Source organism: Janthinobacterium sp. SUN120 (genome assembly GCF_030397735.1).
GTDB lineage: Bacteria > Pseudomonadota > Gammaproteobacteria > Burkholderiales > Burkholderiaceae_D > Janthinobacterium > Janthinobacterium kumbetense.
In genome coordinates this window covers 235887-250276 of sequence record NZ_JAPUBW010000007.1, presented here as the reverse complement: position 1 = coordinate 250276, position 14390 = coordinate 235887, and the positions used below count along the sequence as shown (strand labels likewise).

Here is a 14390-nt window from a genome sequence, read left to right as displayed (position 1 = left end):
CCAAGGTGGATTATTTTGAGTCAGCCTCTGTAAAATACGAAGGCTGATAAGATGGCGAAAAGGAGAGCCGCCATGCGCTTTGATCTGGTCGATTTGCAGCTGTTTGTCAACGTGGTGGAGGCGGGCAGCCTGACGGCGGGCGCCGCGCGCAGTCACCTGGCGCTGGCCTCAAGCAGTGCGCGCGTGCGCGGCATGGAAGAGATGCTGGGCATGCCCTTGCTGCTGCGCGGGCGGCGCGGCGTGGAGCCGACCCCCGTGGGCCAGACCTTGCTGCATCACGCGCGCCTCGTTTTACTGCAAATGGAGAAAATGCGGGGCGAGCTTGGTGAGTTTGCGCGCGGCTTGAAAGGGCAGTTACGGCTGCTGTGCAATACGGCGGCGCTCAGCGAATTCCTGCCCGAGGCGCTGGGCGCTTTTCTCGACCGCCATCCGAATCTGACCATCGACCTGGAAGAGCGCCTCAGTTACGATATCGTCAAGGCTGTCTCGGAAGGGCTGGCCGACATGGGCATCGTGTCCGACTCGGTCGATATGCGCGGCTTGCAGACGTTTTTGTTTCGCCCCGACCGCCTGGTGGTCATCGCGGCGGCCGACGGCGTGCACCACCGCGCGTTGGGCCAGGATGGTGTCGTCGCGTTTTCCACGCTGCTGGATCACGATTTCATCGGGCTGGCCGACGACAGCGCGATGCAGCAGTACCTGGGCATGCATGCGGCGCGCCTGGGGCGTCCATTGAAGGTGCGCGTGCGCCTGCGCAGCTTCGATGCCGTGTGCCGCATGGTGGCCAGCGGCGTGGGCATCAGCGTGGTGCCGCTGGCGGCTGCCAGCCGCTGCCAGCAGACGATGGCGCTGCGCTGCCTGGAATTATCCGATCCCTGGTCGGTACGCAATCTGACGATTTGCGTGCGCCAGTTCAGTGAATTACCCCTGTATGCGCGCCAGTTGATCGATCACCTGAAGGCGTGACAGGGCATGACAGGAGCAGCGATGCGTTTTTCAGAAGACAAGATGGCCAGCCTGCGGTGCAGCGACCAGGTCGAGCGCCCCATCCACATCTGGCAGCCGCCAGGGCCGCAACAGCCACGTGCCGTGATCCTGGCGATCCACGGCGGCATGGCGCATGCGGGCGATTACGTCACGCCGGCGCTGTACTTCCGCCAGCGCGGCATCGCCACCGTCAGCTTCGACATGGTGGGCCACGATGGCCAGCGCAAGGTCGATATCCCATCGTTCGAGGCTTTCCTCGACGACGAAGAGCTGTTCCTCGCCTGGGTCAAGCAGGCGTATCCGGGTGTACCGATTTTCGTCATGGGCCACTCCATGGGAGGCCTGATCGCCACGCATATGGGGCTGCGGCGCTTTGCGGGCGACCCGGCCATCAAGGGTTTTGTCATCTCATCGCCGTATTACGTGAATGCGATTCCCGTGCCGAAGGTGCTGCAAATGCTGTCGGGCTGGCTGGCGCAGCGCTTCCCCACGATGAAGGTACCGCTGGGGAATCTGACCATGCTGCTCACGCACGACCAGACCATCACCGCGCGCCATTTCCAGGATGAGCGCGACGGCATCCGCGCCAGTGCCGCCTCGGTGCGCTTCGCCCATGCCTTGACGTCGGCGCAAAAGGAATTGGCGGGTGGCTTGTCGGGCTGGCGTTTCCCCCTGTTTGCCGTGGTGGCCGGTGACGACAAGCTGGCCGACAGCCGCGCCACGGAGAGCATGCTGCGCAGCGTGCCCGATGGCTTGCTCGACTATCACTACTATCCGGCCAATTATCACGAGAATTTCAATGAACTGAACCGCGAGGAGATCTTCGCCGCCATCCTGGCGTGGATGGAAAAACAACTGGCACCCGCTCCGCGTGAGGCGCAGGTATCGTTATAATCAGGTCAATGGATTTTACCGCCGCATGCCGGCCCGGTCCCCGCGGCGCAGGGGAATACTGAAGGAACGAACGATGCGCTTGCTGATTGCCCTGATATTCCCGTGGCTGACCTTTTTCACGATCGGCCGTCCGATCGCCGGCATCATTTGCCTGATCCTGCAAATCACCTTGATCGGCTGGCTGCCAGCGACGATCTGGGCCGTATATGCGCTGAGCCAGTTCAAGACGGACCAGAAGATCGCCGAGGCCATGCGCCGGCGTTGATGGTTTCCTAAGTCCTGCCTAAGCTGCGCTTCCTATCTTGATTCAACCGACACGAGGAGAGTGAGATGGCATCAAACAGACGCGGTACCCTGGGTTTGGCGGCGGCAATGCTGGCCGCCGGGCTGTTGCTGGGAAGTGCGGCGCAGGCGCAAACGGATAACGCACTGCCGCCCGTGCAGAAGAGCGGGGCGGTGGAGTACCTGAGCGGCGGCATCGGCCTCGACGAGTCGACGGCCATCAAGAGCGCCAGCCGGCATTGGCCCCTGAGCCTGGTGTTTTCCGTGCAGGCGGCAGGCAAGGCGGAATTTGCCTCCGACGTGAAGCTGCAGATCAGCGATGCCAAGGGGCTGTCGGTGCTGGAAACGACGGCCAGCGGACCGTTCCTGCTGGCGAAATTGCCGCCGGGCAGCTACCGCTTGCGCGCCACCCTGGCCGGCAAGACCTTGGAACGCAAGGTGCAGGTCAAGGCGGGCAGCTCGGCGCGCGTGGAGCTGGTCTGGCCGGCGGGAACGAACCAGGGCCGGCCTTGATGCCGGGCGACGGCAAGGCGGCGCCCGAGCGGGGCGTGCCGGCGCGCGGTTTGTCTGCCCATATCCTGCCCACGTCGGCGACGATGGTCGGCGTATGCATGACGGTGCTGTCGATCGGCCACCTGGCACCGCGCGGCGAGGTGCGCGTGGCGATCGACAAGCTGCTGGCCGTCGATGCCATCGTCTTTCTCGTCAGCGCCGTGCTTTCGTTCATGTCGCTGCGCCCCGGCCAGTCGCGCTTGCGCTACGAATGGTGGGGCGAACTGCTGTTCATTTGCGGCCTGGCCCTGCTGGCGCTGGGCGCCGTGGTGCTGGCCTTCGTCATCAACTGACCTTGAGTACGCGCCCTTCGGTGGCGCTTTGCAGCGCCAGTTCGATCAGGCGTATCGTCGCCGCCGCATCTTCGGCTGCCACGGGCGCCGGTGCGCCGTGGCGGATGGCGTCGGCCATGCCCTGGTAAAAGTCCTGGTAGCGGCCCGCTTGCATCTCGAGGTGTTCGAAATGGCCGTCCGGCTGCGTGCCCAGGTGCAGGGCGCCGCGCACGGGATCCACGCCCCAGCCGGGCTGGCCCGGCCTGCCGCCTGCCTTCAGGGCGTCTTCCTGCGGGTCGAGGCCAAATTTCACGAAACTGCCTTTGTCGCCATGCACGGCGAAGCGCGCCGTCGGCGCCTTCACCAGGCAACCCGCTTGCAGCACCACGCGCAGCCGGTCGTAGTACAGCACAAGGTGCATATAATCTATAGCCTGCGCGCCGTCGCGCTGCAGGGCGATATCGGCGTACAGTTTTTCCGGCTGACCGAACAGCTGCATGGCCTGGTCCAGCATGTGCGGACCCAGGTCGTACAGCAAGCCGCCGCCCGGCGCGCCGGACTCGCGCCAGCGCTGGCGGATCTCGGGACGGAAGCGGTCGAAATGCGACTCGACACTGGCGATGCGCCCCAGGGTACCCTGCGCCAGCAGCGTTTTGAGGGTCAGGAAGTCACCATCCCAGCGCCGGTTGTGATACACGCTGAGCACCAGCTTGTGCTCTTTGGCCAGCGCGATCAGGCTTTGTGCTTCAAAGCTGGAAATGGTAAAGGGCTTGTCGACCACCACGTGCTTGCCCGCCTGCAGGGCCGCTTGCACCAGGCTGAAATGCGCCTCATTGGGCGCGGCGATGACGACCAGCTCGATGGACGGATCGGCAAACAGTTGCGCGGGATCGGCATACACGGTCGCGTGCGGCCAATCCTTGTGCACGAGCTCCGGTTTGCTGGAAGCGACGGCGGCCAGTTCCAGGGCGTCGATGGTGGACAGCACGGGCGCGTGGAAGGTGGAGCCGGCAAAGCCGTAGCCGACCAGGCCGGTTTTGATCTTGTTCATGGCGTATTCACAGGTGCGTGGAAGAATCCATGATCATACCCGCAAGCGGGCGGCGGCATCGCTGCAACAATGTCGCTGCGATGCCGCCGCTACTGCATTAGTTCAGGCTCCAGACATATTGCACCTTGACGCTGGCGCTGACTGGCTTGCCGCCAGCGAGGGCCGGCTTGAACGTGCACTTGGCGATGCCGCTGCGCGCCGCCTCGTCGAGGGCCGGATGGCCGCTGCTTTTGACCACGCTCGACCCGTGGACCTTGCCGGTGGCATCGACATCGAAGGACATGTTGACCGTGCCCTCTTCCTTCGCCTGCAGCGATGCGGCCGGGTAGGTCGGTTTGCCGCAGACGCCAAAGTCGATGACGGGGCGGCGCTCCAGCACGGGTGCGCTGTCGGCGGCGACGGCCTGGCCGTAGATGCCGAGGCAGGCGCCGGCCAGTGCCAGCAGCGGTATGGCCGCTTTCCAGTTCAGGGTTTGTGGTGCAGGGCGCAGCAGTCGTGTGATACGTGACATAAGATCTCCTCCGTTGGCCGCCTGGGCCAGGTGGTGGGTTGAGAACTGGAGACGTTCCAGTTCCGAGAGTGCAAGAGCCAGACGCCGCGGTTCGCCCAGTTGTCTTGCTGCGAAATCATCTGCAATGTGTTCGCGTTCGAGGCGCACGCCGCGTGAAATCCACCAGACAGCAGGGTGGAAGAACAGCAGCGCCTCGATGGCGTTTTGCAGCAGGTTGAGCAGATAATCGTGGCGCCGGATGTGCGCCAGTTCATGCGCCAGCAGCGCGTCGAGCAGGTGCGGCGGCATGCCGGTGATCAGCGCCGCCGGCACCAGCACCATGGGGCGCCAGATGCCGGCCGTGAGGGGGCTGGCAATGTCGTCGAGCACGCGCAGGCGCACGGGCCGCGTCACGCCGGCATCTTGCGCCATGCCGGACAAGCGCGTTTGCCAGAGGGTGTGCGTGGCCTCGTCTTTGCGGGCGCTGCGTGCTATCCACAGCATGCCCAGCGCCATGCGCAGGGCCAGCATGGCGGCGCACAGCGCCCACACGCCGACGATGGCGCGCAGCAGCAGGTCCAGGTCGGGCAAGCTGTCGGGCGCCAGCAGGGCGGCCGGCAGCAAGGTGCTGGAAAACAGGACGCCCGTGGCATCGCCGCCGGCCAGGCGCAGATACAAGCCCGCCGCCGGCCAGGCCAGGCAGGCCAGCAGGGCGCCGCAGCCGACGGCATAGCGCGCCTCGGGACGCGCATTGCGCAGGACGGCCCGCGTCAGCGCCGTGGCGCAGCCGATCAGCAAGCCTTGCCACAGGAAGTGCAGCAGGGTCCAGCCCAGGGCCGGCACGAAGGCGCTCATGATTGATCGTCCTTGAGCATTTTTTCGATCTCTGCGCGTTCGGCGCGCGACACGCCCGTGCGCAGGGCCGCCAGCACCAGCGCCTTGGCCGAACCGGCAAAGGCTTTCTGCATCAATTCCTTGAGCAGGTTCGTCTGCAGGCTGTCCTGCGCCTGCGCCGGCGCATACACGTGCGAACGCTGGCTTTCGTCGCGGATCAGCAAGCCCTTGCCATGCATGATCTGCATCAGGCGCAGCACGGTGCCGTAGGTGATGGCCGGCTTGGCCAGCGCCATCGCCTCGTGCACCTGCTTGGCCGTGGCGGCGCCCAGCGGCCACAGTGCCTGCAGCAGATCGAGTTCGGCTGCCGTCGGTTTCGGGATGTCGTGCGTCTTGGCCATGCTGTTTTCCTCTTGCCTGAAATTCAATAAGGCTAGAATAATCGTTGTAGACAAAAATGTATACTTTAATTTTCAATGCCGCATAAACGCTTGTCAGGCATGCTGGAAAATATAGACAAGCTTGTTTAGAAATGAGCCGGGCAGGCAAAAAAAAGACGCCGCAGCGTCTTTTTTTTTGGGGCGTACGGAGGAGAATTATCCCGCCAGCTTGGCCTTCAGCAATTCCGTCAGCTGGGCTGGATTGGCCTTGCCTTTCGACGCTTTCATGGCCTGGCCGATCAGCGAGTTGATGGCCGCTTCCTTGCCGGCGCGGTACTGTTCCACCGACTTGGCGTTCGCCGCCAGCACTTCATCGACGATGGTTTCCAGGGCGCCCAAGTCCGAGATCTGCTTCAGGCCCTTGGCGTCGATGATGGTGTCGACCAGATTTTCGTCGTCTGACTTCGCTTCCCACATGCCGGCGAAGACTTCCTTTGCCGCCTTGTTCGAGATTGTGCCGTCTGCGATGCGCTTGAGCATGGCGGCCAGCTGCGCGGCGGAGACGGGGGCGTCGTCCAGGTCCACGCCTTCGCGGTTCAGGGTCGACGACACGTCGCCCATCAGCCAGTTGGCGGCGGCCTTGGCGTTTTCCTTGCCGGCCTTGTCGACCACGGCGACGAAGTAGGTGGCCATGGCTTTCGACTGCGTCAGCACCAGCGCGTCGTATTCCGGCAGCGCGTATTCGCTGATGAAGCGGGCGCGCATGGCGGCCGGCAGTTCCGGCATCGAGGCCTTGACCGTGTCGATCCACGCTTGCGAGATGACCAGCGGCGGCAGGTCAGGGTCCGGGAAGTAGCGGTAATCCTGCGCGTCTTCCTTGCTGCGCATTTCGCGCGTTTCCTTGCGGTCCGGATCGTACAGACGCGTCGCCTGCACGACCTTGCCGCCTTCTTCGATCAGTTCGATCTGGCGGCGCACTTCCACGTGCACGGCTTCCTCGATGAAGCGGAAGGAGTTCAGGTTCTTGATTTCGCAGCGCGTGCCGAATTCCTTCTGGCCGACGGGGCGTACGGAAACGTTGACGTCGCAGCGGAACGAGCCTTCCTGCATGTTGCCGTCGCAAACTCCCAGCCACATGACCAGCGAGTGCAGCGCCTTGGCATAGGCCACGGCTTCGGCGGCGCTGCGGATTTCCGGTTCCGAGACGATTTCCAGCAACGGCGTGCCGGCGCGGTTCAAGTCGATGCCGCTCATGCCCGCGTAGTCTTCGTGCAGCGATTTGCCCGCGTCTTCTTCCAGGTGGGCGCGCGTCAGGTTGACCGTCTTGGTGACGAATTCGCCATCCTTTTCATAGCCGAAGGTCAGGGCGCCACCGATGACGACGGGGTCTTCGAATTGGCTGATCTGGTACCCCTTGGGCGAATCGGGATAAAAATAGTTTTTGCGCGCGAAGACCGAGTGCGGCGCGACGGTGGCGCCGACGGCCAGGCCGAAGCGGATGGCGCGGTCGACGGCTTGCTTGTTCATGACCGGCAGCACGCCTGGCAGCGCCAGGTCGACGGGACTGGCTTGCGTGTTGGCTTCGGCGCCGTACTTGATCGGCGAACCGCTGAAAATTTTGGATTCGGTCGTGAGCTGAACGTGGTTCTCAAGACCGATGACGACTTCCCATTGCATAGTGTTCTCGCTTATTTTTTGGTGGCGCCGCCTGGGCGGCGCGAATTATTTCTTAAATGCCTGCCGGGCTGCGCGTATGCCAGTCCGTCACTTGCTGGAACTGGTGGGCGATATTGAGCAGCCTGGCTTCGCCAAAGTAATTGCCGATGATTTGCAGGCCGACGGGGCGCTTGGCGTTCTTTTCGCCCTCGCCGAAACCGCACGGGATCGACATGCCGGGCAGGCCGGCCAGGCTGGTCGACAGGGTGTAGATGTCGGCCAGGTAGTTCGCCACCGGGTCGTCCGTCTTGTCGCCCAGGTCCCAGGCGACGGTCGGCGCGACGGGGCCCATGATGACGTCGCAGACGGCGTTCGGGCCATTGAGCACGGCGTCGAAATCCTGCGCGATCAGGCGGCGGATCTTTTGCGCCTTCAGGTAGTAGGCGTCGTAGTAGCCGTGGCACAGCACATAGGTGCCGACCATGATGCGGCGTTGTACTTCGGGTCCGAAGCCCTGCGCGCGCGACTTCTTGTACATGTCCTGCAAGTCCTTGTACTCGGTAGCGCGGTGGCCGTAGCGCACGCCGTCGTAGCGTGACAGGTTCGACGACGCTTCGGCCGGCGCGATCATGTAATAGGCGGGAATCGACAGGGCGGTGTTAGGCAGCGAGATGTCGACCAGGGTGGCGCCCAGCTTTTCATACTGCGCCAGCGCGCCGCGCACGGCCGCTTCCACGTCCTTGGCCAGGCCTTCGCCGAAGTACTCGCGCGGCACGCCGATGCGCAAGCCCGTCAGCGGCTGGCCCAGTTCACGCGAAAAATCTTCCGCCACGCCGCCCTGTTCCGGCGACAGGCTGGTCGAGTCGCGTTCGTCGAAGCCGGCCATGGCGCTTAAGAGCAGGGCGCAGTCTTCGGCCGAGCGGGCCATCGGGCCGCCCTGGTCCAGCGACGAGGCAAAGGCGATCATGCCGAAGCGCGAGACGCGGCCATACGTCGGCTTGATGCCGGTGATGCCGCAAAACGCGGCTGGCTGGCGGATCGAGCCGCCCGTGTCGGTGCCGGTGGCGGCCGGCGTCAGGCCAGCCGCCACGGCGGCGGCCGAGCCGCCGGACGAGCCGCCCGGTACGGCCGTCTTGTCCCACGGGTTTTGCACGGCGCCGAAGGCCGAGTTCTCGTTGCCGGAGCCCATGGCGAATTCATCGCAATTGACCTTGCCCAGGGTGACCATGCCGGCCGCCTGGAATTTCTCCACCACGGTGGCGTCAAACGGGCTGGCGTAGTCGGTCAGCATTTTCGAGCCGGCCGTCGTGCGCCAGCCTTTCGTGACGAACAAATCCTTGTGCGCGATCGGCACGCCCGTCAAGGGCGTGGCCGTGCCGGCGGCGATGCGCGCGTCGGCCTCGGCAGCTTGCGCCAGGGTCAGGGCACGGTCGACGTGCAGGAAGGCGTTCGAGGTGTCCGCTTCGATGCGGTCGAGGAAATGCGTCGCCAGTGCAACGGCGGAAATTTCCTTGTTCTGCAAAAGCGTGGACAGCTGTTTGATGGATTTTGTATGCATGGCGTTTCTATTTTGATATTCGGCAAAAAGGCGGGAACAGCGCTACGGCGTGTTTACTCGATGACCTTGGGCACGAGGTACAGGCCATCCTGTACCTTCGGCGCCACGGCCTGGTAGGCATCGCGGCGGTTCTGTTCCGTGGCGATATCGTCGCGCAGGCGCAGGGCGATATTGTCCATGTGGGCGGCCAGCGGGTGGCTCAGGGGCGCCACGCCATCGGTATTGACGGCTTGCATTTGTGCCGCGAGTGCAAAAATCTTGTTCAATTGGGCCAAAGACGTGACGGCCTGGTCGTCGGCCATTTCAAGTTGGGCCAGGTGGGCGATGCGTTTTACGTCGGAGAGTGTCAGGGACATGGCGAATGGCGCGGAGTGCCGCGCATTAGTATTAAGTTGGCGTTTTGATAAAACGCGGGTATTTACTGCTATTTTGCTCACAAAAATCGAGGAATGCCGCGTAACTCGCGGCTGCAAGAGTCGCACTTTTCCATGGTTTTTGAGCAAATCGCATTCAAATTATAAGGTAGAATGGCGGGTTAATGCGTTGCCGGCGCTGATGGACTGCTGCCGCAGCATAGAAAAGATTGCGCAAGCGCCAAGCGAAACCCGGAAAAATCGCCTTTTGGATTTTCAGGGTGCCTGAAAGCGCCCGCTTTGAAACTCCCCATAAACAGCTTTTGCGCAGCTCGATGCGCTACAGGACACTCATGTTTGGTTTTTTACGCAGGTATATCTCCACCGATCTGGCCATTGACTTGGGCACGGCCAACACCCTTATTTATGTACGCGGCCTCGGTATCGTCCTGGACGAGCCATCCGTTGTCGCCATCCGCCAGGAAGGCGGTCCGAATGGCAAGAAGACCATTCAGGCAGTCGGCAAGGAAGCCAAGCAGATGCTGGGCAAGGTGCCGGGCAATATCGAAGCGATTCGTCCGATGAAAGATGGCGTGATCGCCGACTTCACCGTCACCGAACAGATGCTCAAGCAATTCATCCGCATGGTGCACGACTCGAAATTCTTCCGTCCATCGCCGCGCATCATCATTTGCGTGCCGTGCGGTTCGACCCAGGTCGAACGCCGCGCCATCCGCGAATCGGCCCTGGGTGCCGGCGCCTCGCAGGTGTACCTGATCGAAGAACCGATGGCAGCGGCCATCGGCGCGGGCTTGCCCGTGTCCGAAGCAACGGGCTCGATGGTGGTCGACATCGGCGGCGGCACCACCGAAGTGGGCATCATTTCGCTGGGCGGCATGGTCTACAAGGGTTCCGTGCGCGTTGGCGGCGACAAGTTCGATGAAGCCATCGTCAACTACATCCGCCGCAACTACGGCATGCTGATCGGCGAACAGACGGCTGAAGCCATCAAGAAGGCCATCGGTTCGGCCTTCCCTGGCTCGGAAGTGAAGGAAATGGAAGTCAAGGGCCGCAACCTGTCCGAAGGCATCCCGCGCTCGTTCACCATCTCCAGCAACGAGATCCTCGAAGCGCTGACCGACCCGCTGAACAACATCGTCTCGGCCGTGAAGAACGCGCTGGAACAGACGCCGCCGGAACTGGGTGCCGACATCGCCGAAAAAGGCATGATGCTGACGGGCGGCGGCGCACTGCTGCGCGACCTGGACCGCCTGCTGATGGAGGAAACCGGCCTGCCGGTGCTGGTGGCCGAGGACCCGCTCACCTGCGTGGTGCGCGGTTCCGGGATGGCACTGGAACGTATGGACAAGCTCGGCTCGATCTTCTCCTACGAATAATCTGACAGAAGGGCCGGAAACCATTTTCCGGCCTTTTTTTGGTTTTGGCGCCGGCGTCTGACCGGGGCCTGCACGTTGGCGCACTGCGCCTGGCCTGATTATTGGAAGTCATGGAATACAGTCCTCCGCCACTTTTCAAACAAGGCGCCTCCGCCCGCGTCAAGATGATGGTGTTCGCCGGCATTTCAATCGCCCTGCTGCTGGTCGATTCGCGCATGCACGCGCTGACGGCCGTGCGCCAGGCCGTCGGCACCGTGCTGTATCCGGTGCAGATGGCGGCCCTGGTGCCGCGCGATGTGGCGCTTGGCGTCGGCAATTACTTTTCTTCGCTGTCCGCCCTGGAAAAACAGGTGCGCGACCTGAAACACGAGCAAATCGCCTCGGCGCAGATCCTGCAGCAGGCGCAGCTCAATATCGTTGAAAACAACCACCTGCGCAAATTGATGGAAGCGCGAGAGCGCGTTCCCGTCAAGACCATGATGGCCGAAGTCCTGTATGACACGCGCGATTCGGCCACGCGCAAGATCGTGCTCGATCGCGGTATCCAGCATGGCGTCGAACTGGGCCGCCCCGTGATCGACAACCTCGGCGTGGTGGGGCAAGTCACGCGCGTGTTCCCGTTCACGTCCGAAGTGACCCTGCTGACCGATGAAGAGCAAGCCATTCCCGTGCAGCTGTTGCGCAACGGCGTGCGCAGCGTGGCCATCGGCCGCGGCAAGTCCGGCACCATGGAACTGCGCTTCACGGCCCCCAGCGCCGACATCCAGATCGGCGACATCGTCATTACCTCGGGCCTCGACGGCCTGTACCCGGCCGGCCTGGCCGTGGCGCGCGTGACCCTGGTCGAGCGCAATGCGCATGGCCCGTTCGGCCGCGTCGTGTGCCAGCCGCTGGCCGGCATCGAGCGCAACACCCAGCTGCTCATCTTGATGACGTCGCCGGACATTCCACCGCGTCCGCCCGCCGAAGAAGTCAAGACGGGCCGCAAGATCGCCGGCAAGATGGCGCCGATCAAGGACCCTGCCAAGGAGCCTGCGGCTGCCGCTGCGACACCACCTGCCGCCAATACGGCTGCAGTGCCGGCCGCGAAACCGCCTGCGAGCCCTGCGCCGAAACCGGCGGCGCCTGCCGCAACACCTGTACCAACACCTGCCGCCGTGCCACCGAAGGAAGCGACACGATGAACCGCCCGCATTACATCCTGCTGCCGGTCAGCCCCCTGTTCATCGGTTTTTCCCTGCTGTGCGCTTTTTTGCTGAACCTGCTGCCGTGGGGGCAGTTCGTCGGCGTGCCCGATTTCGTCGCCCTGGTGTTGGTCTTCTGGGGCATCCACCAGCCGCGCAAGGTCGGCATCGGCGTGGCGTTCTTCATGGGTCTGATGATGGACGTGCACGATTCGACCCTGCTGGGCGAGAATGCGCTGGCCTACACCTTGCTGTCGTATTTCGCCATCATGATGCACCGCCGCGTGCTGTGGTTCCCCATCCTGACGCAGGCGCTGCACGTGCTGCCGCTGCTGCTGCTGACGCAGGCGCTGCAATTGCTGACGCGGCTGATCGTCTCGGGCCGTTTCCCCGGCTGGCTCAATTTCATCGAGAGCTTCGTCGCCGTGGCCCTGTGGCCCTTCGTCACGTGGATCCTGCTGGCGCCGCAGCGCCGCGCCGTGGACCGTGACCACAACCGGCCGATTTGACGGGCGCCTGCAATGACTGAACTGAAAAACACCGAGCGCGAACTGCATTTTTTCCGCATGCGCCTGACCATCCTGGGCGGGCTCGTCTTCGTCTGCTTTTCGCTGCTGCTGGCGCGTTTCATCTGGCTGCAGGTGATCAAGCACGAGGATTACGCCACCAAGGCCGAGGACAACCGCATCGCCGTGGTGCCCATCGTGCCCACGCGCGGCCTGATCCTCGACCGCAACGGCGTGGTATTGGCGCGCAATTACTCGGCCTATACGCTGGAAATCACGCCATCGAAATTGAGCGCCAGTCTCGATTCCGTGATCGACGAGCTGTCGACCCTGGTGCAGATCGACATCAAGGACCGCCGCCGCTTCAAGAAGCTGCTGGAAGAGTCGAAGAATTTCGTCAGTGTGCCGCTGCGCACGCGCCTGACGGACGAGGAAGTGGCGCGCTTCACGGCGCAGCGCTTCCGCTTCCCTGGCGTCGAGGTGCAGGCGCGCCTGTTCCGCCAGTATCCGATGGGCGAAATCGCCTCGCACGTGGTGGGTTTTATCGGCCGCATCAACCGCAATGAAGCGAAGGCGCTGGAAGAGGGCGAGGACGCGGCCAACTACAACGGCACCGACCATATCGGCAAGGAAGGCCTGGAAAAAAGCTACGAGAAGCAGCTGCATGGCACCACCGGCTACGAGGAGGTGGAAGTGTCGGCCGGCGGGCGCGCCATGCGCACCCTGTCGCGCACGGCGGCCACCCCGGGCAACAACCTGATCCTGTCGATCGACATCGAACTGCAAAAAGTGGTCGAGGAAGCGTTCGGCGAATGGCGTGGCGCGGCCGTGGCCATCGACCCGGCCACGGGCGACATCCTCGCCTACGTCTCCAAGCCAGGTTATGACCCCAACCTTTTCGTCGACGGCATCGACCAGCAAAGCTGGAATGAGCTCAATACTTCGCTGGACCGGCCGATGGTCAACCGTCCCCTGTCCGGCACCTACGCGCCTGGCTCGACCTTCAAGCCCTTCATGGCGCTGGCCGCACTCGAATTGGGCAAGCGTACGCCGAGCCAGTCGATTTCCGATCCCGGTTTCTTCATTCTCGGCGGGCATACCTTCCGCGACGATAAGGTGGGCGGCCACGGCACGGTGGACATGCACAAGTCCATCGTCGTCTCGTGCAACACCTATTACTATCAGCTGGGGCGCGACATGGGCATCGACGCCATCCACGACTTCATGAAGCCGTTCGGTTTCGGCCAGTTGACGGGCATCGACCTGAATAACGAAAAGACGGGCGTGCTGCCATCGACGGAATGGAAGCGCAACCGCTTCAAGACGCCGCAGCAGAAAAAATGGGTGGGCGGCGACACGATTTCGGTGAGTAACGGCTCTGGCTACAATTCGTATACGCCGCTGCAGATCGCCCACGCGACGGCCAACCTGGCCAATAACGGCGTGGTGATGAAACCGCATCTGGTGAAGATCATCGAAGACGCCGCCACGCGCGCGCGCACCCTGACGGTGCCGAAGGAAAGCTACCGCATCGCGCTCAAGCAGGAAAACATCGACATCATCAAGCGCGCCATGGTGGGCGTGACTAGCGAGCAGGGCGGCACGGCCGCGCGCATCTTCACCGGCGTGCAGTACACGGTGGGCGGCAAGACGGGTACGGCGCAGGTGGTGGGCATCAAGAAAAACGAGAAGTACAATGCCAAGCTGCTGGCCGAACGCCTGCGCGACAACGCCCTGTTCACTGCCTTCGCGCCGGCCGACAAGCCGCGCATTGCGATTGCCATCGTGGTGGAAAACGCGGGCTTTGGCGCCGGCGTGGCCGCGCCGATCGCGCGCAAGGCACTCGACTACTACCTGCTGGGCAAGCGCCCGAGCGACAAGGAAAAGGACACCACCAAGGTGCCCAAGGAAGATGTCGACGAAGTGCGCACCTTGGAAGAAATCACGGACGAGCAAGCAGCCCCGACGGCACCTGCCAGACAATAAGGAAGCAC

15 protein-coding genes are annotated in these 14390 nt (G+C 63.2%); 9 read left to right on the top strand and 6 right to left on the bottom strand.

Features of this window, described 5'->3' with window-relative positions; translation table 11 throughout:
- Positions 1 to 72: 72 nt before the first annotated feature.
- From O0879_RS27245 to O0879_RS27225, 5 genes are all read left to right on the top strand, one after another.
- Entirely contained in the window at positions 73 to 966 is an 894-nt protein-coding gene (locus O0879_RS27245; RefSeq protein WP_070222806.1) for a LysR substrate-binding domain-containing protein, read from the top strand.
- A 21-nt stretch (positions 967 to 987) separates the two neighbouring features.
- The gene (locus O0879_RS27240) at positions 988 to 1881 is read left to right on the top strand and encodes an alpha/beta fold hydrolase (RefSeq protein ID WP_289919754.1); all 894 of its coding nucleotides are present in this window, start codon (positions 988 to 990) and stop codon (positions 1879 to 1881) included.
- A 73-nt stretch (positions 1882 to 1954) separates the two neighbouring features.
- Entirely contained in the window at positions 1955 to 2146 is a 192-nt protein-coding gene (locus tag O0879_RS27235) for a YqaE/Pmp3 family membrane protein (RefSeq protein ID WP_077399393.1), read from the top strand.
- A gap of 65 nt (positions 2147 to 2211) precedes the next feature.
- The gene (locus O0879_RS27230; RefSeq protein WP_289913558.1) at positions 2212 to 2676 is read left to right on the top strand and encodes a carboxypeptidase regulatory-like domain-containing protein; all 465 of its coding nucleotides are present in this window, start codon (positions 2212 to 2214) and stop codon (positions 2674 to 2676) included.
- Positions 2676 to 3008 carry a hypothetical protein gene (locus O0879_RS27225; RefSeq protein ID WP_289919753.1) on the top strand — a complete coding sequence of 111 codons (333 nt, stop codon included), beginning with the start codon at positions 2676 to 2678 and terminating at the stop codon, positions 3006 to 3008. Before O0879_RS27230 ends, O0879_RS27225 begins: the two co-directional genes overlap by 1 nt.
- Here the strand turns inward: O0879_RS27225 and O0879_RS27220 are convergent.
- From O0879_RS27220 to gatC, 6 genes are all read right to left on the bottom strand, one after another.
- Positions 3001 to 4038: an oxidoreductase gene (locus O0879_RS27220; protein WP_289919750.1), complete on the bottom strand. Its 1038-nt coding sequence runs from the start codon at positions 4036 to 4038 to the stop codon at positions 3001 to 3003. The genes O0879_RS27225 and O0879_RS27220 overlap by 8 nt on opposite strands.
- A 97-nt stretch (positions 4039 to 4135) precedes the next feature.
- On the bottom strand, positions 4136 to 5383 hold the full coding sequence (locus O0879_RS27215; RefSeq protein ID WP_289919749.1) for a M56 family metallopeptidase: 1248 nt from the start codon (positions 5381 to 5383) through the stop codon (positions 4136 to 4138).
- Positions 5380 to 5763 carry a BlaI/MecI/CopY family transcriptional regulator gene (locus tag O0879_RS27210; protein ID WP_289919746.1) on the bottom strand — a complete coding sequence of 128 codons (384 nt, stop codon included), beginning with the start codon at positions 5761 to 5763 and terminating at the stop codon, positions 5380 to 5382. Before O0879_RS27210 ends, O0879_RS27215 begins: the two co-directional genes overlap by 4 nt.
- A 195-nt stretch (positions 5764 to 5958) precedes the next feature.
- A complete protein-coding gene (gatB, locus tag O0879_RS27205; protein ID WP_289919781.1) occupies positions 5959 to 7434 on the bottom strand; it encodes an Asp-tRNA(Asn)/Glu-tRNA(Gln) amidotransferase subunit GatB in 1476 nt (491 codons plus the stop codon).
- Between the two features lie 37 nt (positions 7435 to 7471).
- On the bottom strand, positions 7472 to 8956 hold the full coding sequence (gene gatA / locus O0879_RS27200; protein ID WP_289919743.1) for an Asp-tRNA(Asn)/Glu-tRNA(Gln) amidotransferase subunit GatA: 1485 nt from the start codon (positions 8954 to 8956) through the stop codon (positions 7472 to 7474).
- 53 nt (positions 8957 to 9009) lie between these two features.
- Positions 9010 to 9312: an Asp-tRNA(Asn)/Glu-tRNA(Gln) amidotransferase subunit GatC gene (gene gatC / locus O0879_RS27195; protein ID WP_289919741.1), complete on the bottom strand. Its 303-nt coding sequence runs from the start codon at positions 9310 to 9312 to the stop codon at positions 9010 to 9012.
- Positions 9313 to 9662: 350 nt separating this feature from the next.
- Between gatC and O0879_RS27190 the strand changes: the two genes are divergently transcribed.
- The 4 genes from O0879_RS27190 (at position 9663) to mrdA (ending at position 14382) form a co-directional block, all read left to right on the top strand.
- On the top strand, positions 9663 to 10706 hold the full coding sequence (locus tag O0879_RS27190; RefSeq protein ID WP_010393186.1) for a rod shape-determining protein: 1044 nt from the start codon (positions 9663 to 9665) through the stop codon (positions 10704 to 10706).
- 110 nt (positions 10707 to 10816) lie between these two features.
- The gene (gene mreC / locus O0879_RS27185) at positions 10817 to 11890 is read left to right on the top strand and encodes a rod shape-determining protein MreC (RefSeq protein ID WP_289919740.1); all 1074 of its coding nucleotides are present in this window, start codon (positions 10817 to 10819) and stop codon (positions 11888 to 11890) included.
- Entirely contained in the window at positions 11887 to 12399 is a 513-nt protein-coding gene (gene mreD / locus O0879_RS27180; protein ID WP_035824494.1) for a rod shape-determining protein MreD, read from the top strand. Before mreC ends, mreD begins: the two co-directional genes overlap by 4 nt.
- Before the next feature lie 12 nt (positions 12400 to 12411).
- Positions 12412 to 14382 (top strand): penicillin-binding protein 2, encoded by a 1971-nt coding sequence (gene mrdA, locus O0879_RS27175; protein ID WP_289919737.1) that lies wholly within the window; start codon positions 12412 to 12414, stop codon positions 14380 to 14382.
- The last annotated feature ends 8 nt before the right edge of the window (positions 14383 to 14390 follow it).

Bases quoted from the DNA above. Each gene is read 5' to 3' on its own strand.
- gatC (WP_289919741.1), bottom strand. From the start codon at position 9,312: ATGTCCCTGACACTCTCCGACGTAAAACGCATCGCCCACCTGGCCCAA.
- O0879_RS27245 (WP_070222806.1), top strand. From the start codon at position 73: ATGCGCTTTGATCTGGTCGATTTGCAGCTGTTTGTCAACGTGGTGGAG.
- O0879_RS27225 (WP_289919753.1), top strand. From the start codon at position 2,676: ATGCCGGGCGACGGCAAGGCGGCGCCCGAGCGGGGCGTGCCGGCGCGC.
- O0879_RS27220 (WP_289919750.1), bottom strand. From the start codon at position 4,038: ATGAACAAGATCAAAACCGGCCTGGTCGGCTACGGCTTTGCCGGCTCC.
- O0879_RS27230 (WP_289913558.1), top strand. From the start codon at position 2,212: ATGGCATCAAACAGACGCGGTACCCTGGGTTTGGCGGCGGCAATGCTG.
- gatA (WP_289919743.1), bottom strand. From the start codon at position 8,956: ATGCATACAAAATCCATCAAACAGCTGTCCACGCTTTTGCAGAACAAG.
- O0879_RS27240 (WP_289919754.1), top strand. From the start codon at position 988: ATGCGTTTTTCAGAAGACAAGATGGCCAGCCTGCGGTGCAGCGACCAG.
- mrdA (WP_289919737.1), top strand. From the start codon at position 12,412: ATGACTGAACTGAAAAACACCGAGCGCGAACTGCATTTTTTCCGCATG.
- mreC (WP_289919740.1), top strand. From the start codon at position 10,817: ATGGAATACAGTCCTCCGCCACTTTTCAAACAAGGCGCCTCCGCCCGC.
- O0879_RS27210 (WP_289919746.1), bottom strand. From the start codon at position 5,763: ATGGCCAAGACGCACGACATCCCGAAACCGACGGCAGCCGAACTCGAT.
- mreD (WP_035824494.1), top strand. From the start codon at position 11,887: ATGAACCGCCCGCATTACATCCTGCTGCCGGTCAGCCCCCTGTTCATC.
- O0879_RS27190 (WP_010393186.1), top strand. From the start codon at position 9,663: ATGTTTGGTTTTTTACGCAGGTATATCTCCACCGATCTGGCCATTGAC.
- O0879_RS27215 (WP_289919749.1), bottom strand. From the start codon at position 5,383: ATGAGCGCCTTCGTGCCGGCCCTGGGCTGGACCCTGCTGCACTTCCTG.
- O0879_RS27235 (WP_077399393.1), top strand. From the start codon at position 1,955: ATGCGCTTGCTGATTGCCCTGATATTCCCGTGGCTGACCTTTTTCACG.